The following is a 23,506-nucleotide window of genomic DNA, read 5'->3' as shown; positions in this document are numbered from 1 at the left end:
AACAACAGCAACAACCTTTGTCAGATAGTTTTCAGGCAATAAATACTGTTTTAGAACAACAAGAACAGCCCTTGTCAGATAATTTTCAGGCAATAAATACTGTTTTAGAACAACAAAAAGAACCTTTGGAGAATAGTTTTCAGGCAATAAATACTGTTTTAGAACAACAAAAACAGCCCTTATTAAATAGTCTTCAAGGAATTAACAATGTTTTCAGTCAGCAAGCAACATTATTAGAAAATAATGCAAGTGACTGGTCTAACAGTCTAAGACTAATTGAAACAAATTTATCTGACCTTTCTCAGAATACTCAAAATGTGTCCACTCAAATGTCTCAAACAGCAGACTCTGTTAAACAAGCTGGACAGGAAGCCAATAAGGTTAGTAAGTATCTTCAAAATACAGGAAAATTATGGACTCAACTAGAAGAACTGACAAAATATATTCAACGAGTTACTCAATAAAGTATTAAAATTATGAAAATTAGTCAACTTCAGCACGCTGAATTATTCACCTTATTAGCTTTTATATTTCTGCTCATTATCTTTTCAGTTCAGGGAAGTTTAACCGAGGAAAATCCAGAACCTAACGAAAATCCACGAGAGTTAAAAGCAAAGATTGACAAATTAACCGAAGAAAATGATAAATTGAAGGCAAAATTGAAGGAAAGGGAAAAAGAGTTTCCTCCCAATATTATTATTGAAGGAGCAGGAAAATATGCTTTTCCTTCTGGTAGTGGAGGACTAACAAGAAACTTGAAAAACTTTATTGCCACTGATTTAGTGAAGATAATTGAAGATAATTTTAATCAATATGATATAGATACAGTGGTAGTAATTGGTCATACTGATGGTCAATCTGTTGGGAACCCTGTTAGTAACTTAGACGAGACATTAGAAAAGTCTGCTACAGGTGATTTAGCAATTTCTAACATTAATCCAGGTTCTAACGCAGATTTAGGATTAATAAGAGCTTTAGCGGTGGTTAAAGAGTTACAGAGGATTAAATCAGACGACAATCGTCTGCAAAAATTGTCCGGTCAAACCAGTTTTAGAGCCTATTCTGCTGGTCAATTAACCCTTCCAAATGGAGAATTTGCCCAACCCGATCCTAACCCCAATGCTGAAAGAAGACGTATTGAAATTCGATTTACCAAAACCAGAGAAACCACAACAGCACAATAAAAGATATACAATGACAATTGTATAATTTGTAAAGGAGAAATTATGCCTGTAGGATTTCCAGAGTTCGTTGAAAACCCAGAAAATCGCTGCCCTGTGGTCTTATTATTAGACACATCTGGTTCTATGTCTGGGCAACCCATTAGAGAGTTAAATGAAGGTCTGAAAGCGTTCAAATCCAGTTTAATGCAAGATACTTTAGCTTCTCAAAGAGTAGAATTAGAAATCATAACCTTTGGTGAAACCGTCACAACTATTCAAGAATTTGTCACCATTGATGACTTTGACCCCCCCGAATTAAAAACATCAGGAAGAACACCAATGGGACAAGCAATAATTACAGCTTTAGATAGCATAGAAAAACGTAAAGCGATTTATAAAAATAATGATATTCAATATTATCGTCCTTGGGTATTTTTGATTACCGATGGTGCGCCAACAGATTCTTGGCAACGGGCAGCCTCAGAATTAAAAGATGCCGAAGCTGATAAAAAGTTAGTTTTTTTTGCAGTGGGTGTTGAAGGTGCTGACTTTAATACATTAAAAGAAATTGCTTCTGCGCGTCCTCCTTTACAACTTAAAGGGTTAGATTTTCGGGAAATGTTTGTTTGGTTAAGCACTTCAGTACAACAGGTTTCCACTGGGAAAATTGGTGATGTTAAATCACTTCCTCCGGTGGGATGGGGGGAAGTTCCTACATAATTTAGATTTAATTATTATGAGTTGGAAAGCAAGTTCTTATTCATCTATTGGTGTACAGCATCAAAAACTGCAAACTCCTTGTCAAGATTATGCAGATTATTATTTCGTTAAAAATGAAATCATAATTGGTGCTGTAGCAGATGGTGCTGGTTCAGCAAAAATGAGCCATGAAGGGGCAAAATTAGCAGTAACAAAAGCGATTGAATATCTGACAGGTTATGTGGATAATTATCAAGAAAACTATCCTGAACATCCGATTAACTTTGAGCAAGATCAACTATTAACAACAATTGTTGATGATTTGAAGCATAAAGCTGAACTTGAGGATTATTTATTGAAAGATTTAGCTTGCACTCTTATTGCTTTTATCGCTACCCCTAAATGGGTAACAGCGATGCAAATTGGGGATGGTTTTTTAGTGATTCGAGAAAAAGAAAAGGAAGATTATCAATTAGTATTTGAACCCAACAAAGGAGAGTATGTCAACGAAACTACTTTTGTGACTTCAGATAATGCTATGAATCAAATGCAAGTGGAAGTTATTAAAGGTTATTACCCGTTTATTTGTGCTGCCAGTGATGGGTTAGAAAAAGTCGCCATTAGACAGAAAGATTACTTAGCATTTCCTCCTTTTTTTAAACCCCTAGAGGAATATTTAATAACCACTGAAAATCCAGAAAAAGAAAATAGTTATCTGATTAATTTTTTAGATTCCGAACGTCTTAATGCTCGCACCCACGATGATAAAACTTTATTATTATGTCTGCATCAGGAAAGTCATCAATGAAGGGAAACAAGATATTTTGTAGTAACCTAAAAAAATCCGTAACTTTACTTGAAAAAATTGCTAGTAGCGGAGAAGGAGAAATCTGGAAAACCTCTGATAGTGATTATATTGCTAAAATCTATCATGAAGCAAATCTTGAGCGAGAAGAAAAGCTCAAGATAATGATAGATAATCCACCCCAAGATTTGAGTTCTTTAGCTTGGCCATCCTCTTTAGTTTATGAATCTAGCCAAAAACAATTCCTTGGCTTTTTAATGCCTTACATCGATGATGCTAAACCACTTCATGAAGTTTATATTCCTAAACTGCGTAAAAAACTTCCTTTTCTAGTTAATTGGAAATTTCTACACCAGACAGCATTAAACTTAGTCAAAGTTGTTAAAAATGTGCATGACCAGGGATACATAATTGGAGATATGAAGCCCCAAAATATCCTCGTTAATAGTCAGGCTTTACCAATAATTATTGATATAGACTCTTTTCAAGTTATAGACTCTAAAAACAAAAAAGTTTATCCTTGCACTGTTCTTTCAGAAGGATTTAATCCTCCAGAACTATTACAAGAATTAAGAAGGGGAAAAGATATCAAAAATATTCGTCAATCTGAAACCCACGACTATTTTCGTTTAGCTGTTATTATTTATCTTTTAATTTTTGGTTATCATCCTTTCTCCGGTGAATGGGTAGGGAGGGGAGAAAAACCAAATAAAATAGATGATTTGGTAGAAAAATGTTATTGGCCGTACGCAAAAAATAGTCGCATTCGTCCCGGCAAAATGACAATTCCTTTCGATGTTAAACCCTTGCCTTTTTATCCTCAATTAAAAACCTACTTTCTACAATGTTTTAATCAAGGACATAATAATCCCAGGAAAAGACCAAAAGCACAGGACTGGGAAGATGTTTTAGAACAAGCATTAAAACGTTTAGTTATGTGTAATGAGTATCAAAAGAAATCCACAGAACCCTTGAGCTTTAAAATTCAGTATGAAAGACACTACTATGACAAAAATTATTTAAAATGTTACTGGTGCGAACGAGCCAAACCAGAAAATTTAGGAGTAGATATTTTTGCTTATATTCCCCTTTATAACAAGCTAGAAGAACATTTAAAATTAAAACAATGGCAAGATGCTAATCTTGCTACATTTTGGATTATCACACAAGTCATGGGTGGTAGAGTTTTGCTTAAGCAGAATGATATTAACAACATTCAAGAACTCAACTCGGTGTTTAAAAAAGTTGATACAATGTGGCTTAACTATTCGTCAAATATGTTTGGATTTACCATACAAAAAGAAATTTATCAGCTTGTCTATTCAAGTGCAAAAGCCAGTAACTCTCAAGAGAATCTTTTTCAGTTGTTTACCGAAAAATTAGGTTGGAACCAAGGGGTATTAAATACGAACAATAGCAATATCCGAGGTTATTTCCCCTATGTGACAAGTCTTTTGGTTGATACTCAGGTCTATCTTAATTTGTTGCAACAGATTTAAAATAGATCTACCATCAGGGGTTCTTCTTTGATAGACTATAAGTCTTAGCATAGACACTGATTAAAAAATTATGGCACAACGTACTCGATTAGGAGATTTACTCAGACCCCTTAATTCCGAATATGGAAAGGTTGTCCCTGGATGGGGAACCACTGGTTTAATGGGAGTTTTCATGGGCTTATTTTTAGTCTTCCTATTAATCATTCTGCAAATTTACAACTCTTCTCTAATTCTCGATGGATTTACCGTAACTTGGGGAGGTTAAACCTCGAGTTAGACATTAGGGATTGTAAAGCGATGCAGTTTCAGAACATTCTAGAAAACTAATCGCTCTCATAATAGCTTGTATTTTCCCCGATTTGTCGGGGTTTTTTTATCACTCATCAGTCAGAAGTTTTTTGTCTTCCCATACTTCCCCTGAAAAAAGACTTAACTCCTAACACCAAACTCAGGTTTGAGTAGTATTGGGATAAACTAATAAAGAAGTATTAGGAGTATGTTATGAATGTTTTTGGCATTGGGCTACCGGAAATGGGCTTGATTTTAGTAATTGCTTTATTGGTATTTGGTCCCAAAAAACTCCCCGAAATAGGCCGCAGTCTGGGGAAGGCAGTTCGCGGGTTTCAAGACGCTTCAAGAGAATTTGAAAATGAGTTCAAACGAGAAGCACAACAACTGGAAGAATCTGTCACAATGAGTGCAGAACTAGAAGAAAATAAAATGGCTAATCCTACCCCAACGGATAACGATAAGACCAAGATGAACACATAAACCAGCAACATTATAAAATCTTCTAATGGTTGTATCGGCTAATTTATGTGAGAAAGGATATAATCGAGGTCGGAATATCCGTCGATGGTTGGCAACTCCCTGGGGTTGACCCTGTTGACAGACAAAACGACAAATTTAATTATTTCAGCATTTTGATGAGGGAAAGATGGAAGGAGGTTCTAGATGAGTGAACAAACACCTTACGAAAAGCTTGGTGTGAATGAAGCCGCGTCTTTTGAGGAAATCCAAGCAGCTAAAAACCGTTTAACACAAGAGTATAGCAACGACGTAAAAACCGTTGAAGCCATAGAGGCAGCCTATGACTCAATTATCATGGAACGATTGAAACTGCGTCAAGAAGGTCGTATTAAAGTACCCGATCGCATTCGTTTCGCAGAACGTCAGCGAGAAACCCCCCCAACCCCTCCCCCTCTGTCTCTGGACAACTCCCCCTCTTGGTTACAGCAGTTTATTGATACCCCTTCTTCCAGGGATCTTCTCTGGCCAACGGGTATATTTCTCGGTTTAGCTTTATTAGTGAACTTTTCTGGTACTGATTCTTCTTCCATTTCTGTACTACTAGCATTAGGGGTTTTTGCTAATATTTATTTTCTCAACCGTAAAGAAAATAAGTTTGGTCGGGCTTTATTAATAACCTTAGCAGGTTTATTCTTAGGGGTTGCTTTAGGATGGGGAATAGGGCAATTATTACAAGGGGCTAATCTTCCAGGAGATGTAAGTCAATCTTTCATTGGTATGGCCATCTTCTTTCTATTTTGGCTAAGCAGTAGCTTTTTACGTTAATTCCGTGAATCAATTTTTAGATAATATCGATCGCCTGTTTTTGAGTTTGGTAACACTCATCCAACGGGTACTTTTTTTTGAGGTTGCCCATTTTCCTCTCATTATCCTCTGGTTAGTTCTAGGAGGGATTTTTTTTACCCTCCGCATGGGTTGTATTAGTATTGTTGGGTTTCCACACGCTATTAAAGTAGCTTTAGGCTTTTATGATCAACAGGATGAGATTCCAGGGGAAGTGTCCTCATTTCAAGCTTTAGCGACGGCTTTATCCGCTAGTATCGGTCTAGGAAACATTGCTGGGGTAGCTATTGCTATTCAAATGGGTGGCCCAGGGGCTGTATTTTGGATGACGTTGGCCGGTTTCTTGGGAATGTCTAATAAGTTTGTCGAATGCACGTTAGGGGTTAAATATCGCATCGTTAACCCAGACGGAACTATTATCGGCGGACCAATGTATTATCTCTCCCAAGGGTTAAAGGAACTGGGACAAGAAACTTTAGGCAAAACACTAGCTATTTTTTACGGTATCGCGGGTTTAGGGGCAGCCATCGGGGGTGGTAATATGTTCCAAGCTAATCAGTCTTTTGCCGCTTTGGCGGTAGTGGTTCCGGCGGTTAAAGATTACGATTGGCTTTATGGTTTAATAGTAGCTTTGTTGGTGGGACTAGTCATTATTGGTGGTATTAGCCGCATTGGGGTGATTACAAGCAAATTAGTGCCAGTGATGATATTTTTTTACCTTTTGGGTTGTTCATGGGTCTTAGTGGCGAATTTTACCGCTATTCCTGCAGCCTTTGGGTTGATGTTCAGAGAGGCTTTTTCCCCCTCTAGCATAGAAGGAGGGTTGATCGGTATTTTGGTGCAAGGGATCAGACGCAGCGCCTTTTCTAATGGGGCAGGTTTGGGATCGGCTGCCATCGCCCATGCGGTAGCGAAGACAAAAGAACCCATACAAGAAGGCATTGTTGCTATTTTAGAACCGTTTATTGACACCATTGTTATCTGTAATCTGACTGCTTTAGTGATTATCACCACGGGGATGTACGGGGAGTCCGTGGGGGATAATATTAGTGGTTCTACTTTGGCAGCAATGGCGTTTGGTCAAGTAATAGATTGGTTTCCTTTTGTATTAGTAGGAATTATCTGTTTATTTGGTTTTTCTACTATGATTACTTGGTGTTATTATGGTGAACAATGTTGGACTTATGTGTTTGGCCAACCAAGTTCTATTGTTTTCAAACTGTTATTTTTGACCTGTATTTTTATCGGTTCTGTGGTTAGTTTAGGGGCTGTGGTTGATTTTAGCGATATGATGTTACTAACCCTAGCTATTCCTAATCTTTTAGGCTGTATGTTGTTATCAGGAAAAGTGGCAACTTTGTTGAAAGAATATTGGCAAAAATTACCAGTTTTTTGATTTGTCCATAATTAACATCTGTAGTGGTAAAATTGTTACAAAAATTTGGTAATCTATGAAAAGACTGGGGACATTAAAACTACCAAAAAATATATGGTTACTCAACAGCACACTAAAGTTGTCTTAATATTAGCTGGTATTTTGATGTTAGGGTCAGTAGGTTGTAAAATTGTTCCCGACACGGAAGCAAAAGAACAAGAAACTGTTGAATTTAAAGAGCAAATTCCATCTGTAGACGTAGCGATCGCCAAAACTGATACAGTTCGGAATACAAGAGAATATATCGGCACAACTCAACCAGTGCGAACCGTCGCCCTGCGATCGCAAGTTGAAGGACAATTACTACAATTAACCGTAGATGTAGGCGATCGGGTAAACAAGGGACAATTATTAGCCCAATTAGATGATAGCTTATTGCAAGGGGAAGTAGGCAAAGCACAAGCAGAGTTAGCCGCCTTAAACTCAGAAGTGATCCGCGCTCAAGGAGAGGTTCAATCAGCCCTGGCTACAGTAGAATCAACTAAGGTACAGTTGGAACAGACTCAAACCGACGCAGCTCGCTTGCAACAGTTATACGAAGAGGGGGCGATCGCCTTACAAGAAGTGGAGTTATCCCCTACAGAATACCGTACAGCGCAACATAACTTAGCTTCGGCACAATCCCAAGTTAAGGTGCGTCAATCTGCTGTAGAAGCAGCCCAGGGGAGAGTTATTGCCCAACAAGCTGTAATCCAACAGGAACAAGCACGATTATCATACACCCGTCTCCATTCTCCCATTACAGGTTATGTGTTACAACGAGTAACCCAGACCGGAAATTTAGTGCAGCCAGGTGGAGAAATTTTGCGTATAGGTGACTTTAATCAGATTAAGGTGGTGGTCCCTGTTTCTGAGCTAGATCTCGCTAATATTCGCCTCGGACAGTCTGTTAGGGTACGTTTAGATGCGTTTCCCCGTAACAGTTTGGTGGGACAGGTAAATAGCGTTTCTCGCCCTCATGAGGTAAACTTAACTCCTGCTTCCTACCTCTTCTAGAAGATAAAACGGGTTTGAGAACCTGATTTAGTCCTAGCTAATGGATAGATAAGTTAATCGTTCTGAATTTTCGGCGACAGAAACTCCAATTAAAGTTACATTACTATCTAAAGGAATAGAAGCAAAATAGGAACAGAGTTCTTCAGTCGTTCCTCCAGGACACAGGGGAAAATCGTTGACAATTATCGGTAAACGCTCTCCCCATTCCTGTAGTCGCTGTTCCATGTCTACCATATCTAATCCATACATATCAGATGGATTTCGTTGGGCGCGAAGGTGTAACGTAACTTGAAAATCATGCCAGTGGTTCTCTGTCCACACTGGAGGGTTATGATGTTTGCGACGAAAGGTAGCACGGATTTGATAATCGAAGATTAGGGACTGCTTAATCACTTGTAACTCTGAAGGTAGAATCAAGCCAGGAGAAATAGACTTCTACTTCTCTAAGCCTGATTTTATCTGCTGTATTTATAATGATGTTTTCAATAATTAAAATAGGGCGGCTCCAGCTTCCGCTACGGCATGGTCTTGCTCTCCTGACCCACCACTAACCCCAATTCCACCAACTACTTGCCCCTCACTGTAAAGAGGTATTCCTCCAGCAAAAATCATGATTTTGCCATCGTTAGAGGCATGAATCCCAAAGAATTGTCCTCCTGATTGACTCTGTTCGGCTAAATCTTTGGTGGACAGATTAAATGCCCGCGAAGTGTACGCTTTTTTAATGGAGATATCGATACTTCCAATCCAAGCTCCATCCATTCGTACATGGGCTACAAGATTTCCGCCCCCATCTACTACTGCTATATTCATTGGTTGACCAATTTCGAGTGCTTTTTTTTCAGCTGCACTAATTACTCTTCTTGCATTTTCTAATGTAACCATTGATCTCTCCATTTTGGGAAAATATATACAATAATAATGATCATTATTTTCATTTTAACTAACCTAGACAACTTGAGTTCGGTGTCATGGCAGTCAAACCATAGTTTAGGACACTCTGAACCATTGAAACAACACCAGAGAATGGTTTTACTTCCTGCCTCGTGCTATAAGTTTTTTTCCTTATTATTGCCAATGTTCCTTTTTGAAATATTTTCCGATGTTCTTCATTATCTATTTTGCTATTTTAGCTCTCAAAATAAAGTCAAATATAGCGTTTCTCACACTCATGAGGTACACCCAATATTTAGGTTATAACTCCTGACTCCTGACTCCTGACTCCTGACTCCTGACTCCTGACTCCTAAAACTAGAAAAATTTTTACCTCACAAGTATGGGAACTGCTATATCAAATTACTTTGAGTATTTTCTAGATGATTTTTGACCCAATAAACTAGTTATAATACTACGTAAGAATCGGCGAACTTTTAAGCCAACTTTTTGGGTGAGATTTCTCAATACTTGAAGACGATGACGCATAGTCGGTAGGCGGAAAATATAGGCTAATCTCCGCAATATTCCCCCTAGTTGACCGCTAATACTAACACCATAACTGGATATAATAGCCGTTCTCCTACCCAAAGTTAACATATCTCCTAAATGAAGGTATCTAAAAGACTTTAAGGGTTTATTTTCAATCATCGCAGCTATGTTTTTAGAAGCACAACTCGCTTGTTGATAAGCAACTTGAGCAGTACCAGGTAGAGGCTTATTTTTGCTGGTTATTTGTGCTAAATCACCTAAAGCAAATACTTCCGGATAATCGATTAACTGTAAACTGCGATGCACTAATAGTTTCCCAGATTGACTTTGTTGACAATTAAGGGATTTGATCAGAGATCTTGATTGAGTGCCTGCTACCCAAACAACCATATCAACAGGAACGCTAATAGTCTGTTCACCGTGATTGATAGTGATAAAATCCTCTTCAATTTCTTGGACATTTGTATTTAGGTATAGCTGGACACGACGGGAACCTAAAGCACGATAAGCAGCCTTACGAATTCCTTTTGACAACCCTTTTAAGATTTGATTCCCTCTATCGATTAAAAGAACTTCTCCCTGGTTTCCTAAACGATCAGCTAGCTTACACGATAACTCTACACCATTAGGACCACCACCAATAATAGCTACTCTCAAGTGCTTTTTATCTAAAGATTCTAAGTGACATACCTTCGCTTGTAATGTTTCTAAATCACTTAGATTTCTGAAAGTTAAAGCATACTTTCTTAACCCTGGAATGTCCGCCCAATAATTTCGAGTTCCTAACCCTAAAACAAGGTAATCGTAATTAAGACTGGTATTATTTTTTAAAGTAATAGTACGATTCTTTAAATCGAATCTTTCAACAGTTTCTTGACAGAATTTTATAGAAGTCCCTGCTAATAATTTTTGATAAGTTGGGGCAATTTCCCAACGTTGCAATTCTCCCGTAATTAACTCGTATAGTAGGGGGGTAAATAAAAAATTGTCGTTGCGTTCAACGAGAGTAATTTTCCATTGACCCGATTTTACTAAGGGATGTTTACTAAGATGTAAAGCAGTGTATAAACCGCTAAAACCTCCTCCTAACACACAGATATTAATATAATTTTTAGTATTCATTAGAACTCAAAGTAAATAAACTCAGATGGCGTGTTGGCAGCTAATAAAATAGTCAAGGCTAACAGAACAGGAGACAACCAACGGGATAACAATAAATCATATTCAAATTTGCCCTGCCAAACAGCTAGATGTTCTAGGAAAAGGACTAACAAAGATAAAGTAAGCACTAACAGTAATGCTGACGTTTCATTAATACTATACGATCCAAACACAGCCTGCAAATTTTCCCAAGAATATGCCCCTGGTGTCATTATTGTCAAGAGCTTTGTCAGCAATCTTCTACTGTTAGTCTCCATGAAGAAAAGACAACCTAGTGTAACTGAAGTAAAAGTTAAAAACCAAGAGATAATTTGAGGACGGGGGAGATAGTTACCCATAAATCCATAAAATGGACGACCCAGATATCTCAATACCAATAATAAAGCCCCGTGATAGGCACCCCAGATAATAAAATTCCAAGCCGCTCCGTGCCAAAATCCTGATAGAGTGAAGGTTAAGAATAGGTAAAAGGCTGCCCATTTTTTATTAGATCCCATCAAAGGTAAAAAGATATAATCTCTAAACCAGGTACTCAGGGTAATATGCCAACGTCTCCAAAATTCATTGATACTTTGAGAGGTATAAGGAGCTAAAAAGTTTACTGTTAATTTAACTCCTAAAAAGCTGGCGATACCCACAGCAACAAAACTATAACCGGCAAAATCAAAGTAAATTCTTAACGTAAATAATAAAGCAAAAAACCAGACTGTCCAGGCATTATCAGCGATTTTTAAGTCAATATAGGGAGCAATATTGTCCGCTAAGACAAACTTCATGAACAAACCGAGAGAAATCCATTTTAAACCTGTTTCAAAGTTTTCTACTCGAAATTTAAACCGGAAACCTTCAATCTGAGGAAATAGATCTTTTCTTCTTTCGATGGGTCCGGCAACAATCTGGGGGAAAAAGGCAATAAAATTAAGATAATCTAAAAAAGCAACCGGTTTCTTCTTCCTAGCGTTGAGAGAATCGACAACAAAACCCACCATTTGAAAAGTATAAAAAGACACCCCTGGAGGAATTGTATTTCTGACAGGAATGGGGGATAATTGTTTCCAATTAGGGGGAATGTTAATAAATAGACCAACAACATCTTCCACAAAAAAGGCTAAATATTTAAAATAAGCTAAAATAGAAACATTAATAATAATAACAACGGTGGCGATCGCTTTAGCTTCCCAACCCTGCGATCGCAACATCCATTGCACCATTAAATAGTTAAAAATTAGTTCTCCCAAAAAGATAATAAAGCTAGAACGACTAGCATGGAAGAATAGTAAAAATGATAAGGCTAATAAACCAACACTATCAAAAATATCACGCCACAAATTAGCTGACTGTGCTATGTAACGAACAGTAAAAAAGGGAACGCTAAAGAGAATTAAAATCCACCAAAACGAGAAATCAGAGTAATTCATAAATATAAGTTGTCAAACATCTAAATAGGTTAAGAGAAAAATAAGTAATAGAACTTACTTGAGTTAGGATTTCATTAATGAGATCATGGTTGTTCTGAGAGTTCTAGATTTGGCAAATTATCTATCGATTTCCTTATATCGAACTTAAGTTTCTCAGATTGATTTTTAACACTATAGCAGGTAAAGGATCGGAAAAAAATTAGGGTTAGCCAGGTTTTATCCTTAACTAACCCTATGGAAGCTTTTATGGTTTATGTTTTATTAAAATCTTCCGAAAAGATTTCCCCATCCTTTTTTCTCGCTATTATTATCTTGAGTTTGATTAACCGGTTGTGCTGATTCGCTTTCTTCAGATTCAACATTACTGACAGCATCAGCTAAATCGTAATTTTCAGATAAATACTGGGCTGATTTCTCAACAGTGGGATGATCCCAGAATAAAGTATCAGGTAGGTCTAAATCTAACCAATCTTCCAAATCTCCTACCAATGTCACAGCATCGATGGAATCGAGGCCATAACGGGTAAAGGGTTCGGTGGTTTTAATTTTATCAGGGTCGAGATTTAACTGCTCAGCCAACTGCTTAATTAGCCAATTTTGAACAATCTCGACTGGGGTTGTAGTTGCTTGGTCATCAAGCTTGTAGCTGGAGCTTTGAACTTGCATTGGAATTATCCTCGTTTGTCGGTGAATGAGCTAATTGAAAAGGGACTATTGAAAAAAGTTTATCTTCTTTATACAGTTTTAGCAGTTCTTGAGCGGTGTTCTCTACGTACACATCAGAAATGCTGTAGGGTAGGGGACGCATTGTCCTTAGGAGTCGGTGTAAGCTCAGAACTAACCATTCTCCCTTAGCAAAGAAGTCTCCTAAAACTGTCCTATTGTATAACCACATGTGTAAACAACAGGCTGCTGCATGGATATTACAGTATTTTTTAGCAACTTCAAACAATTCTGGGGATTGATCATGGCCGTATTCAAACTTTGAGTTAGCAATTAACTCGTCGTGAGCGTTTAATTCTTCTAAGACTAAACTACCCAAAACCACGATTTTTTCTAACACTTCCTCATCCACATTAGCTGTTTCTCTCAATGCTTCCAGTTGTTGCAGAGCAATTTCTAATCCCTGTAGGGGATCGTCCATACCACGACCAAACAATTCTAATTTTTCCCCGTCGAATTTGGGTAAGGGGTTCTCTAAGGAAAAGGTTGTTTCTAGGCGTTTTTGTAACTTTGCCATGGCCTCTGGTTTACGTCGGGCCCGTTGCTTGGTTAGTTGACGGAACTGAAGCATTAAAGCGTGTAAATTAACCACTGTACTGCCATCAAACATACTGATGATGGAGTTATCCCTTAACACCTTCTGGAAGATACCCCAGTCGTGTTCTTCTCGCATATAGAACCGCGATCCCAGGACGGTGTAAACGCTGTTAATCATGGTTTCTATTTGGGTGGTAACAAAATATTTTGTTACCGAGGCCCAAACGCTAAACTGTTCGGGAATAACATGGAAACCTCTGGCCGCTCCAATGGTTTCGCAATCACAGATTAAGATATCTAAAAAGGCATCTACGAGGATTTTTCGGGGTTGGGGAATATCGATTACCTTTTTCCCGTATACAACCCGTTCAACGGCAAAATTCAAGGTGGTTCTTATAGCGGTGTCCGCTGCACCCAAGGAAAAAGCAGCGCAGAAAGTACGAGTGACTTGAAATCCTTTTAAGGCGAATTCTAGACCGTCTCCTTCTTCTTTTATTCGCATAGAGTCGGGGACAAAGCAATCTTTGAACCCGATGCCGCTCATATCGGAGGCACGAATTCCGTGGGTTAATATTTTAGGTAAATTGTAATAATTGTCGGGGTTCAGTTGGCTTTTATCCACCATGAACAGGGTTAAACATTTGGGGCCTCCCTCTGGATTAGTTTTGGCTAAAATATAGGAGACTCCTGAGATAGTGGCTCGATTAATAGGCCATTTTTCCCCGTTGAGAATGTAACCCCCAGGAACTTTTTTGCCGATTAAATCGCCACCAACGAGATCACTACCGTGTTCTTTTTCAGAGTAGCCTAAGCACATAGCCCCGTTTTCGTTTTTAATGAAGTTGGCTAACTGTTGCTTTTGTTGATCGTTTCCTGCCATCCAAGTTATAAAAGACCAAAACAGGGTGGTAAAAGCGATACCAATAGTTTGATCTCGACGACAGAGGACACGAACAAAGGCTAAAAACTCCTCAAAAGAAGTGAACTCCCCACCACACTCCGCCGGGACATAGTAATGTTGCAGTTTCCAATTGTAGAGCCATTCTATCTCTGAGTGAGGAAAGTTCTCTGTCTCGTCGATATCGACTACTTGCTTAAACGACATTACATTCTCAGGAGTCCAAGGATCTCCTAAATCTTTGTCAAGTCTTTCAGCAACCCAATACTGTTTGAGTTGGTGCATGACGCGCCTCCATAGGTAGTTTTTTGTCAGATCATTTCTCTATGATAAATAACCTTTACAAAAATTAATCGTTATTTTAACGGGTTTATGGCAAGTAAGCAAGTCTTTGGGAGGAGTCGGGAGGCAGGAGTCAGGAGTCAGGAGTCAGGAGTCAGGAGTTAGGAGGCAGGAGTTAGGAGGCAGGAGTTAGGTGGTAGGTAGGCAGTAAGCGTGTACAGTGATAAATTATTTGTCAAGTTTTGCAACACAACCTAAAAGAGTTATCAGAGAAAATTATTTTATTTGTGAATCTTTTAAAAATGTTAAAAAAGTTAGAGCATTTCTGTTTCTGCACAAGTTTCGCATAATCTAATTAAATGTTCTGTATAAGCATTACGTTCTTTTATTTGGGTACTAATATAAATATGTCTTACTAAGGTTAGAAATTTATAAATTATAATCCTTTTTCTGTTTTCTTCTCCTATTAGTTTAATGAAGGCTTCTTTTAGTGCTATCTCTCGATCTTTTAATGCTTGAAAATCCCCTAAAACTCTTAAACTATATTCAGTAATATGAGCAATAAAATTACCAATATCAAGACTGGGATCACCATAACAATATAAATCTAAATCCAGTAAATAAAGACGAGAATCATTAATAATAACTTGATCAGCGTAAAAGTCTCTATGAATACCCACAGAAGGAACATAAGATAAACTTTCACCAAACTTATTACATTTTTTCAAAATTTCATTAATTCTTATCTTCCAATGGGGATATAATTCACTCACTAACGGTAATTTTTGATGTAAGATATCCAGCTCATCATCAATGGTATGATATCGATCACTTTTAGCAGGGAATTGATGTAATTTATAAGCAGCATAAGCAATTTTTTCAGCAATATTAACCCCGTCTGGTTTCCCTAATAAAAGGGTGGTAGTATATCCTGTAACTTTTCGCTGCAACCACATTTTCCACTTGGGAATGATGCCGATAGGTTGAGGAACAGAAACCTGATCAGAACTATGCTCATCGAAGCCATTTTTCCAAAGATTTTTTTGTAGGTAATAGCTTTTTGTATCTGTTCCTTTAAACTTTACTTTTCCGAGTAAAGTAAATTCTTTTTCACCTTTAAATTTATATTCAATTAAACAGCGTTTTTGGTGTTTATGGCGAATTACTTGAATTTGATCTAAAGAATTATTTTGGATTAAATCAGGGAAATAATATTTGAATTCTTTTTCAACTGTATTAGGACATAAAGCATCTTTAAGAAAGGACAGATTAGGTTCATATAGTACGTTAAATGAGTCGTTAATTTGAATATTCATGATAAGATTTTTCTTATTATTGGGGTTATAAATGCCTATTTTGTCGTTATTTGGCGATAGGTAATGATTCAAAAGACTGGGAATTTTTATTACATTGAATTTTATACAATTGGGAATATAATCCCTTTTGCTGTAATAATTTCCAATGGGTTCCTTGCTCTACAATATTTCCTTTTTCTATGTATAAAATTAGGTCTGCTTGAGTTGCTAAAGAGAGATCATGAGTGATTAAGAATGTAGTTCTATTTTTAGATAATCTTTGTAAAGCTTCAACAACAGCTTGTTCACTTTTTTGATCGAGTCCTGTAATGGGTTCGTCTAAAATTAAGATAGGAGTTTGCCGAATGGAAGCCCTAGCAATAGCAATTCTTTGTCGTTGTCCTCCTGATAAAGTTGCTCCTCTTTCTCCTACAAATGTATTGTATTTTTGAGGTAGTTTTTCGATAAAATCATGGGCATTTGCTAACTGAGCAGCTTGGATAATTTCTTCATCACTAACATCATTCATTCCATAAGCAATATTCTCTTTAATAGTGGCTGCAAATAAAAGACTTTCTTGTAAAACAACACTCATCTGAGAACGTAAAGATTTTAAAGTATAATTACGAATATTTTGCCCATCAATGAAAATGTTTCCGGAGACGGGATCATACAGTCTGAGTAATAAATTCATTAAAGTTGACTTACCACTACCAGACTGTCCCACAATGGCAATAAATTGACCAGATTTTACGTTTAAATTGATTTTATTCAGGATAGAATGAGAATGATGGTAAGCAAAACTAACATCCTGAAACTTTATATCTCCCTCGAAAGAAGGGGCGATTATAGCGTTAGGTAAATCTTGAATTTCTGGGGTTTCATCTAATATGTTTAAAATACGTTCTCCAGAGGCCGAAGCTTTGGCTAACCGTCCCATATATTTGGCAAAATTTTGAATGGGTTTGAAGCTATTTTTAAGGTAGGTTAAAAAGACAATTACATCCCCTGGTGTTAACGCATCTCGTAACACTAACCATGATCCATACCATAAAACCATCGCCATTCCTAAAGCAATAATGCCATCCACCACCCGTTCTAAAGAAGCAGATAATTGTTGTTTTTGGACGCTTTGGCTTAAACTTCGCTTATTTTGTCTAGCAAAGTTATCAGCAAAGGCATTCTCTAAGGATAACGCCTGAATTAACTTAATAGCGGCCAATGACTCCGAGGCAGTAGCCGCCACTTCCCCCTCCTGTTGTCGTTGTCTAACAGACGCAGCCCGAATACGTTGACTGAGATAGCCAGATGCAAACATGAATAAAGGGAAGGTTAACAGCGATAATAGGGTTAAATCAGCATCTAACCAAAACATAACCCCTACTGTCCCCAACAATGTCATAATACTAATAACCAGAGGAAGCATGGCTGTGATCAAAATTTCTTGTAAGCGACTGGTATCACTACTCAAGCCAACAATCAGATCCCCACTTCTAGCTTGGTTATGATAAGTAAGGGATAATCTTTGCAGGTGAAGGTACACCTGTTCTCTAATTTGCACCATCACCCGACTGCCTACAGTTGCTAGGGAAACCGTACTCCAGTAAGCTGAAAACGCCCTCAAACCTGTAATAGCGATCATTCCTAAGGCACAAAGGGTTAAGACAGCAAGGGGGCTTATGGTCTCAAAAATAGGCAATGAGGACTGATCTTTGATGAGAACATGATCAAAAATAAATTTCAGGGGCCAAGGTTCGAGAATGCGTAACACTACATCCCCCGTCATTGCAAAGATGGCTAACCCTAACCATGACTTTTCTTGTTGTATGTAAGGCCAAAAACGGGCTAAAATTCGCCCTAAACTGGGAATTGTGCTTTTTAATGATTTTGTTGTCATTACTTCTTCCTCTATTTTACTAAAATCTTGCACTTTTGATAAAAATGGCTAGTTTGTGAGGGTTCAGCTATCAGCCATCAGCTGAAAAATATCAATCCCTATCATCTACTATGAGTAAGATTAAACGAATGCTGAACGGTGTGCGATAGCGCCGGAACGGAGTGAGGAACTGCTTACTAATTTAAGTTTTTTTATACTGGTGCAAGATATCAGTTTCACTAAGCTACGTTTAAATATGTTTTTTCACCCTCTTTTGCTAACCTCAAAATCTTCTCTATCACCTGATCCCAGGTATAATGAGCGAGGATAGTTTGACGTGCGGATGTACCTAACTGGTGACGAAGTTGAGGCGATCGCATTAAACTGACAAAGGCTTTTATTAAGGCGTTATTATCCCCAGGGGGACACAATAAACCATTGTTTTCATGCTGAATAATGTTGCTTATTTGCCCTATATCACTGGCCACAACAGGCAACCCTGCGGCCATGTATTCATAGACTTTCAGAGGGGAAAAATAGAATTGATCTAAAGGTGGATAGGGGGCAACCGCTACATCTATTTGTTCTAATAAAAAGGGAATAGCAGAGGGAGGAACAGCCCCAGTTAACTGTATCACTGAGTTGAGATTTTTCTGATTTATCTCGATTTTTAAGCGATCGCTTTCGGGTCCTTTTCCGATAATTAATAGTCTGCTTTGGGGATAATGATGATGAAATTTTTCAAAAGCTTCTAATAAGATAGGTAAGCCATGCCACGGTTTTAATGATCCTACGAAACCGATAGTAAAATAAGCATTAGATGTTATCTTTTTGGGATAAAACCGATCAGGATTCACCCCATTGGGAATAACTTTTATTTTGTCAGGGTTGTTAACATATTGACTGACATAATTTTTTACTTCATCCGATACAGCAATAATAGTTGTAGCGGCATTAAATACTTTAATGGCAACGGTTTCTGCTTCTTTAGAAGACACTAAACTACGGTGTTTTTGTTGTTCTAAAATTAAAGGTGCATTCACTTCTAAAATTCCAGGAATACCTTTTATTCTAGCATATTCCATCCCTGCATAACTCCATAAAGAATACCGTTCATACACCATATCAAAGGGTTCTGCATAGTCTAAGGCTGTATTTATTTCTGAATTCATAGATAAAGCAATTTTTTCTCTTAACCCTTGATCAACTTTAGGAATAGGTGACAATTGATGTAATTTTACGGCTTGTAAATCATCTGGTCTATCATTACCCAACCGAGGAGTAAATAAATGAACTTGATGATCTTTTTTTAACAACCCTCTAATAATTTCTTGCACATGAGTAGAACATCCTTTTTGACCAAACACAGGAATACCAACATCAGCACAAACATAAGCAATACGCATGATTAATTACCTCCTAATTACTGTCTATAAGGTAGATATTGACAACTCAATATCAAACTTGTTATCTAGAAGTTATTTGTAACAATGTTCACTAATTTTTATTAGTAGAATTTGACTTAAATAAACTCTTTAAAGTTGCAGCGTTCTGCTCAATATTAAAATCAGTTTCCATCAACTTTCTAGCATTTTTTGCTAACTGAATTCTCATATTTTCACTGGTTAATAAAGTTCGCAATGCTATAGCTAATGCTTCTAAATTATTTTGAGGAACAATTAACCCTGTTTCCTCATGTTTAATCATTTCAGGAATCCCTGTAACATCTGTTCCAACACAGGGAGTTCCTAAGGCCATTGCTTCTAATAACACAGTGGGCAAACCATCCCTGTTCCCATCTTTTCCAATGATATAAGGGGCGGCAAAAACTGCACTGTCTTGGATTAATTTAAATACTTCATTTTGAGGACGTGGACCAATAATATTAACACAGTTCTGTAACTTCAATGCTTCAATTTGCTGTTTTAATTCGGTTTCCAAGTCACCCATTCCCACAATTTGACAATGAAAGTCACATTCCCATTTTTTCAACAAAAAACAAGCCTCAATTAAAGCAAAAGTCCCTTTTTTTTCTACCAAACGTCCCACAGAAATGATTTGAGAAGAACTATTTTGGGGTGATTTATAATCGAATTGAGATAGATTCAATCCATTGTAAATTCTTTGCACTTTATTAGCTATTTGACCGTAAGTTTTTTGTAGGTATTGTTGATTATAATCACTCACAGTAACAACAGTAGAAGCATCCTTAATTTTTCGTTTCATATCATCAATATCTACACTTTCATGAAAAATATCTTTAGCGTGGGTTGTAAACGTATAAGGAACATTAGCAAAGTGAGACGCTAAGCGAGTTACACTGGTAGAAACTGAACCAAAATGGGCGTGTAAATGGCTAATTCCTCTTAATTTCACTTCCCTGGCTAACCAAGCAGCTTGATAAACAACACTAGCAGTTTCTCCTTGTGCTATGGCTAGTTTACTCCAAAAATCAGGAATTAATTTGCTTAATTCTTGTAATTCTGCCCAAAAATAACTATCAGCCGTGGGAGATAAACTATTTAGAGACTCACTTACCCGTCCCTGGATAGGTTTACGAATATAAGTCACAGAAGCACGAACTTGAGAAATACCGTTTTGAAAATGGGTATCACAAGGGGGACGCAGGGCAAAAATATCGATGTTTAATCCTGCTTTTTCATGGGCTAAAATTTCATTAACCACAAAAGTTTCTGAATAACGGGGATACCGTTTGACGACATAAGCAACACGCATTGATTCATTCCTCACTTACAAATTTTACGGGTTAAAAATAGTTCTATTTTTTAGCTGACTTTGAGAAATCTACGATCAGCTACGGTCAACAATTCTCCTAAATATTGGGGAATACGTTTTAATCCTTGAAAATCAATCTTTTCATGTACATTAGGTTGAGCAACTTCTTTACATAACCACTGACTTAAAGCTTCAGGGGTGACATAATCGGGATGTAACATATCAACTAACCCTAATGCTTGTAAACGTTGCGCCCGAATTAACTGTTCTTCTCTGGGTTGAATACGAGGAATAATTAACGCCCATTTCTCAAAAGATAAAATTTCACAAGTGGTATTGTAACCTCCCATAGACACCACAAAATCTGCTTTTTCTAACCATAAAGTAGGTTCAGAAACATAGTCTAATATCTGTAAATTAGGTCTATTTTGTGCTTCATGATGTAACTGTTGACGCAGTTGACTGGGCATCAAGGGACCTGTTATGATAACTCCGTTAGTATCTTGGGGTAACTGTGCCTGGGTGAACCCCCTGGCTAATTGATAACCATCCTGTCCCCCACCTACCAAGCAAAGGGCTAGTCGTTTATTTTTCTTGTTTATAGACTGTTTTCTCTCGAATTTGGCGTATTTTAAGCGACATCGTTGGTCTAAATACCCTGTGTAACGGATTTTAGTTGCCACTTCAGCAGAAAATTGATACTCTTTGATCGGGTTGTAAACCTTCTCATCCCCATAAAGCCAAACGTTATCATAAAAACGAGCGATGGTTTCTTCGTTTTTAGCCTTTTTCCAGCTTGGAATAATAACCTCTGGTTGGTCCAAAATATCCCGTAACCCAAGAATACAAAGGGTTTTACCCTGGTTGCGTAAATATTTCAGAGTACGATCTAATTCTCCTATGGCCCCTCTGGGAACATTATCGACAATGAAGACATCCGGCTGAAAATTCTTGATAGTTGTACGGATAACCTGCGATCGCAGTTTAATTATATCATCAAGAGACATCTGCAAACGGCGGGCTTGATATTGACCTTCTCCGGTTTTGTATAAAGCAGGTAAGGTTAAATACTCAATGTTAGGATGAGTCCCCACTTTAGTCATATCACTCATGCCACTAATAACCAAAATATCAGCATTGAGGGAAGAATTAGCTAAACTTTGGGCAATTAAAAGATTTCTTCGTTTATGACCTAAACCCATTGTATCGTGAGAATAAAGCGCAATTCTTAGTTTTTGGACTTTTTTGGGGTTAGGTAAAGATTTAAGAGGATTAGTAGGCTTTTTAATGGTAGTTAAAGGCATAATTTGAGGAGGGTGCAATATAACTAAGTGGACAAAAAAGATAGCGGGGTTTCAGGAGAAGTTACAAGGTCAATATTTATGGCGTTGTTATAACAATTTCGTATATTTGGGCTACACATCGTTTATCTAGTCTTGTGGGCTTGAGGGATATCTGTTTTATCATGTGTAGCCCAAATAACGGAAAAGGGTATTAACTGCTTCATTGGTTGGTCTTAGTATAAGTTAATGAACTTTATATGTCAGTCCCAAAACTTAGGGAAAAAAATCTCTCTAAACACAGGAAAAGCATCGAATAATTCTATTTATATCCTATTGTTTCCACTTGTTTCCATATAAGTAAGTACCTGGACAAAAGTAAAAGTTATAGTTGAGAAAAGGTAGGAGTCAGGAGGCAGGAGGCAATGAGGTTATTGGTATGTGTAATTAATTTTCTTTAGGTACTTAATTAAAAGACTATAAAAATTCGTCTTAATCTAGTTAGCCCTTGGATTTGTTAAATTATAATTATCTAACACTTTAGGATAATTTATATTATGCTTGATCCTATTTCCCTAACTACGTTAGCAACTTCTATTGTTGGTTTTGTGTTTACTGCTGCTTCTACTACAGTGATTGAAAAAGCAACAGAAGCAACCCTTGAGAAGATTAAGAAATTAACTCAGATAATTAGAGAAAAGTTACAGTCTAATGCTGATGTTATGGCTGAATTAGATAAGGCAGATGATCAAGATAAAGATTTAGAAACTATTAGATTTTATTTAGAAGGAGAAATGAGAAAAAATAAAGATTTTGCTGAAGAAGTCAGAAGTCTTTATGAGGAAATTAATCAAGACTTAGAAAAAGAGGGACAAGGTTCTAACATTATGTATGTTTATGGAGGGAATGCCTTTCAACAAAATCAGAATCAAGGAACAATAAAAAACTACAATGCACAGACAATGACTTTTAATGAAAAAGAATAATAAGAACATATCATGGACATAAATCAAGATCAGAATCAAGGTGAAATCAAAAATTATATTGCTGATCAAATTACTATCAATAAGGCGTTAGCACCGCCACCACGCCTAATAAATATTCCTCAAAAGATACCTTACAACGGTACAAATATTTTTGTCGGTAGGGTAAAAGATTTAGAAGATATTGATCAGCTTTTGGACAATAATCAACATTTGGCAATTACTTCTGTGACAGGAATGGGAGGGGTAGGAAAAACAGAATTAGCATTACAATATGCCCTAAGATATCAACAAAATTATGCTGGTGGTATTTGTTGGATAGAAGCAAGAGGAAGCGATATTATGGGTCAAATTGTTTCTTTTTCTCAGTCTGTCGGTGTTAATCCTCCCGACTATTTACAAACTCTAGAAGATAGACTTGATTATTGTTGGAATCATTGGATTAAGGGTAATGTATTACTGATTTTTGATGATGTTAAAAATTACAATAGTATTAAAAATAGTTTACCACCTAAAAATAATAAGTTTAAGGTTATTGTTACCAGTCGTCAGAGGTTGGGACGGTTACAGCAGTTAAAATTACAGGTATTACAACCCCCAGAAGCTTTAGAACTTTTACGGCAAATAATAGGAAAAAAAAGGGTTAATGATGAAGCTTCTCAAAAAGTCTGGGGGGACTCGCCGAAAGTTAGGGGACAAAGA

General features: G+C 37.2%; 23 protein-coding genes. 12 read left to right on the top strand and 11 right to left on the bottom strand.

All coding sequences use genetic code 11. The features are described 5' to 3' along the window. The 10 genes from P9B04_RS17315 to P9B04_RS17270 all read left to right on the top strand — a co-directional run. A partial coding sequence (locus tag P9B04_RS17315; RefSeq protein ID WP_342056227.1) for a hypothetical protein occupies positions 1 to 464 on the top strand: 464 nt, incomplete at its 5' end. A gap of 12 nt (positions 465 to 476) precedes the next feature. Next, complete coding sequence (locus P9B04_RS17310; RefSeq protein ID WP_342056226.1) at positions 477 to 1,184, top strand: flagellar motor protein; 708 nt, start codon at positions 477 to 479, stop codon at positions 1,182 to 1,184. Positions 1,185 to 1,226: 42 nt separating this feature from the next. Further along, the gene (locus tag P9B04_RS17305) at positions 1,227 to 1,883 is read left to right on the top strand and encodes a vWA domain-containing protein (protein ID WP_342056225.1); all 657 of its coding nucleotides are present in this window, start codon (positions 1,227 to 1,229) and stop codon (positions 1,881 to 1,883) included. 16 nt (positions 1,884 to 1,899) lie between these two features. After that, positions 1,900 to 2,670, top strand: a complete 771-nt coding sequence (locus tag P9B04_RS17300; protein ID WP_342056224.1) for a PP2C family serine/threonine-protein phosphatase — start codon at positions 1,900 to 1,902, stop codon at positions 2,668 to 2,670. After that, the gene (locus tag P9B04_RS17295; protein ID WP_342056223.1) at positions 2,643 to 4,166 is read left to right on the top strand and encodes a GUN4 domain-containing protein; all 1,524 of its coding nucleotides are present in this window, start codon (positions 2,643 to 2,645) and stop codon (positions 4,164 to 4,166) included. Before P9B04_RS17300 ends, P9B04_RS17295 begins: the two co-directional genes overlap by 28 nt. Positions 4,167 to 4,236: 70 nt before the next feature. Then, the gene (gene psbH / locus P9B04_RS17290; protein ID WP_342056222.1) at positions 4,237 to 4,431 is read left to right on the top strand and encodes a photosystem II reaction center phosphoprotein PsbH; all 195 of its coding nucleotides are present in this window, start codon (positions 4,237 to 4,239) and stop codon (positions 4,429 to 4,431) included. Between the two features lie 236 nt (positions 4,432 to 4,667). Then, entirely contained in the window at positions 4,668 to 4,937 is a 270-nt protein-coding gene (locus P9B04_RS17285; RefSeq protein ID WP_342056221.1) for a TatA/E family twin arginine-targeting protein translocase, read from the top strand. A gap of 183 nt (positions 4,938 to 5,120) precedes the next feature. Then, complete coding sequence (locus tag P9B04_RS17280; RefSeq protein WP_342056220.1) at positions 5,121 to 5,741, top strand: CPP1-like family protein; 621 nt, start codon at positions 5,121 to 5,123, stop codon at positions 5,739 to 5,741. A 4-nt stretch (positions 5,742 to 5,745) separates the two neighbouring features. Further along, positions 5,746 to 7,155: an alanine/glycine:cation symporter family protein gene (locus P9B04_RS17275; RefSeq protein ID WP_342056219.1), complete on the top strand. Its 1,410-nt coding sequence runs from the start codon at positions 5,746 to 5,748 to the stop codon at positions 7,153 to 7,155. 93 nt (positions 7,156 to 7,248) lie between these two features. After that, complete coding sequence (locus tag P9B04_RS17270) at positions 7,249 to 8,190, top strand: HlyD family secretion protein (RefSeq protein ID WP_342056218.1); 942 nt, start codon at positions 7,249 to 7,251, stop codon at positions 8,188 to 8,190. 33 nt (positions 8,191 to 8,223) lie between these two features. Here P9B04_RS17270 and P9B04_RS17265 read toward each other — a convergent pair whose 3' ends face one another. The 11 genes from P9B04_RS17265 to P9B04_RS17215 form a co-directional block, all read right to left on the bottom strand. After that, the gene (locus P9B04_RS17265; protein ID WP_342056217.1) at positions 8,224 to 8,607 is read right to left on the bottom strand and encodes a hypothetical protein; all 384 of its coding nucleotides are present in this window, start codon (positions 8,605 to 8,607) and stop codon (positions 8,224 to 8,226) included. 72 nt (positions 8,608 to 8,679) lie between these two features. Beyond that, the gene (locus P9B04_RS17260) at positions 8,680 to 9,075 is read right to left on the bottom strand and encodes a GlcG/HbpS family heme-binding protein (protein ID WP_342056216.1); all 396 of its coding nucleotides are present in this window, start codon (positions 9,073 to 9,075) and stop codon (positions 8,680 to 8,682) included. Between the two features lie 411 nt (positions 9,076 to 9,486). After that, complete coding sequence (locus tag P9B04_RS17255; RefSeq protein ID WP_342056215.1) at positions 9,487 to 10,737, bottom strand: NAD(P)/FAD-dependent oxidoreductase; 1,251 nt, start codon at positions 10,735 to 10,737, stop codon at positions 9,487 to 9,489. Then, complete coding sequence (locus P9B04_RS17250; RefSeq protein WP_342056214.1) at positions 10,737 to 12,194, bottom strand: MBOAT family O-acyltransferase; 1,458 nt, start codon at positions 12,192 to 12,194, stop codon at positions 10,737 to 10,739. The genes P9B04_RS17255 and P9B04_RS17250 overlap by 1 nt, the downstream gene beginning before the upstream one ends. A gap of 261 nt (positions 12,195 to 12,455) precedes the next feature. Beyond that, positions 12,456 to 12,860, bottom strand: coding sequence for an acyl carrier protein (locus tag P9B04_RS17245; RefSeq protein ID WP_342056213.1), 405 nt, complete (start codon positions 12,858 to 12,860; stop codon positions 12,456 to 12,458). Continuing rightward, positions 12,829 to 14,637: an acyl-CoA dehydrogenase gene (locus P9B04_RS17240; protein WP_342056212.1), complete on the bottom strand. Its 1,809-nt coding sequence runs from the start codon at positions 14,635 to 14,637 to the stop codon at positions 12,829 to 12,831. Before P9B04_RS17240 ends, P9B04_RS17245 begins: the two co-directional genes overlap by 32 nt. 311 nt (positions 14,638 to 14,948) lie before the next feature. After that, positions 14,949 to 15,950 (bottom strand): phosphotransferase, encoded by a 1,002-nt coding sequence (locus P9B04_RS17235; protein WP_342056211.1) that lies wholly within the window; start codon positions 15,948 to 15,950, stop codon positions 14,949 to 14,951. A gap of 46 nt (positions 15,951 to 15,996) precedes the next feature. After that, a complete protein-coding gene (locus P9B04_RS17230; protein ID WP_342056210.1) occupies positions 15,997 to 17,826 on the bottom strand; it encodes an ABC transporter ATP-binding protein in 1,830 nt (609 codons plus the stop codon). 218 nt (positions 17,827 to 18,044) lie between these two features. Beyond that, complete coding sequence (locus P9B04_RS17225; RefSeq protein WP_342056209.1) at positions 18,045 to 19,211, bottom strand: glycosyltransferase family 4 protein; 1,167 nt, start codon at positions 19,209 to 19,211, stop codon at positions 18,045 to 18,047. A gap of 91 nt (positions 19,212 to 19,302) precedes the next feature. Continuing rightward, positions 19,303 to 20,541 carry a glycosyltransferase family 4 protein gene (locus P9B04_RS17220; protein ID WP_342056208.1) on the bottom strand — a complete coding sequence of 413 codons (1,239 nt, stop codon included), beginning with the start codon at positions 20,539 to 20,541 and terminating at the stop codon, positions 19,303 to 19,305. Between the two features lie 50 nt (positions 20,542 to 20,591). Beyond that, entirely contained in the window at positions 20,592 to 21,845 is a 1,254-nt protein-coding gene (locus P9B04_RS17215; protein WP_342056207.1) for a glycosyltransferase family protein, read from the bottom strand. Positions 21,846 to 22,378: 533 nt separating this feature from the next. Between P9B04_RS17215 and P9B04_RS17210 the strand changes: the two genes are divergently transcribed. After that, the gene (locus tag P9B04_RS17210) at positions 22,379 to 22,807 is read left to right on the top strand and encodes a hypothetical protein (RefSeq protein ID WP_342056206.1); all 429 of its coding nucleotides are present in this window, start codon (positions 22,379 to 22,381) and stop codon (positions 22,805 to 22,807) included. Positions 22,808 to 22,819: 12 nt separating this feature from the next. Next, the coding region (locus P9B04_RS17205; protein ID WP_342056205.1) for an NB-ARC domain-containing protein at positions 22,820 to 23,506 on the top strand (687 nt) is incomplete at its 3' end.

Source organism: Crocosphaera sp. Alani8, assembly GCF_038442745.1.
GTDB lineage: Bacteria > Cyanobacteriota > Cyanobacteriia > Cyanobacteriales > Microcystaceae > Crocosphaera.
This window is presented reverse-complemented; position numbering and strand designations above follow the sequence as displayed.

What these genes read in the sequence shown, in the direction of transcription:
- P9B04_RS17305 (WP_342056225.1), top strand. Translation starts at nt 1,227, where the DNA reads ATGCCTGTAGGATTTCCAGAGTTCGTTGAAAACCCAGAAAATCGCTGC.
- P9B04_RS17240 (WP_342056212.1), bottom strand. Translation starts at nt 14,637, where the DNA reads ATGCACCAACTCAAACAGTATTGGGTTGCTGAAAGACTTGACAAAGAT.
- P9B04_RS17255 (WP_342056215.1), bottom strand. Translation starts at nt 10,737, where the DNA reads ATGAATACTAAAAATTATATTAATATCTGTGTGTTAGGAGGAGGTTTT.
- P9B04_RS17210 (WP_342056206.1), top strand. Translation starts at nt 22,379, where the DNA reads ATGCTTGATCCTATTTCCCTAACTACGTTAGCAACTTCTATTGTTGGT.
- P9B04_RS17225 (WP_342056209.1), bottom strand. Translation starts at nt 19,211, where the DNA reads ATGCGTATTGCTTATGTTTGTGCTGATGTTGGTATTCCTGTGTTTGGT.
- P9B04_RS17300 (WP_342056224.1), top strand. Translation starts at nt 1,900, where the DNA reads ATGAGTTGGAAAGCAAGTTCTTATTCATCTATTGGTGTACAGCATCAA.
- P9B04_RS17295 (WP_342056223.1), top strand. Translation starts at nt 2,643, where the DNA reads ATGTCTGCATCAGGAAAGTCATCAATGAAGGGAAACAAGATATTTTGT.
- P9B04_RS17260 (WP_342056216.1), bottom strand. Translation starts at nt 9,075, where the DNA reads ATGGTTACATTAGAAAATGCAAGAAGAGTAATTAGTGCAGCTGAAAAA.
- P9B04_RS17310 (WP_342056226.1), top strand. Translation starts at nt 477, where the DNA reads ATGAAAATTAGTCAACTTCAGCACGCTGAATTATTCACCTTATTAGCT.
- P9B04_RS17235 (WP_342056211.1), bottom strand. Translation starts at nt 15,950, where the DNA reads ATGAATATTCAAATTAACGACTCATTTAACGTACTATATGAACCTAAT.
- P9B04_RS17215 (WP_342056207.1), bottom strand. Translation starts at nt 21,845, where the DNA reads ATGCCTTTAACTACCATTAAAAAGCCTACTAATCCTCTTAAATCTTTA.
- P9B04_RS17250 (WP_342056214.1), bottom strand. Translation starts at nt 12,194, where the DNA reads ATGAATTACTCTGATTTCTCGTTTTGGTGGATTTTAATTCTCTTTAGC.
- psbH (WP_342056222.1), top strand. Translation starts at nt 4,237, where the DNA reads ATGGCACAACGTACTCGATTAGGAGATTTACTCAGACCCCTTAATTCC.
- P9B04_RS17285 (WP_342056221.1), top strand. Translation starts at nt 4,668, where the DNA reads ATGAATGTTTTTGGCATTGGGCTACCGGAAATGGGCTTGATTTTAGTA.
- P9B04_RS17245 (WP_342056213.1), bottom strand. Translation starts at nt 12,860, where the DNA reads ATGCAAGTTCAAAGCTCCAGCTACAAGCTTGATGACCAAGCAACTACA.
- P9B04_RS17230 (WP_342056210.1), bottom strand. Translation starts at nt 17,826, where the DNA reads ATGACAACAAAATCATTAAAAAGCACAATTCCCAGTTTAGGGCGAATT.
- P9B04_RS17280 (WP_342056220.1), top strand. Translation starts at nt 5,121, where the DNA reads ATGAGTGAACAAACACCTTACGAAAAGCTTGGTGTGAATGAAGCCGCG.
- P9B04_RS17270 (WP_342056218.1), top strand. Translation starts at nt 7,249, where the DNA reads ATGGTTACTCAACAGCACACTAAAGTTGTCTTAATATTAGCTGGTATT.
- P9B04_RS17220 (WP_342056208.1), bottom strand. Translation starts at nt 20,541, where the DNA reads ATGCGTGTTGCTTATGTCGTCAAACGGTATCCCCGTTATTCAGAAACT.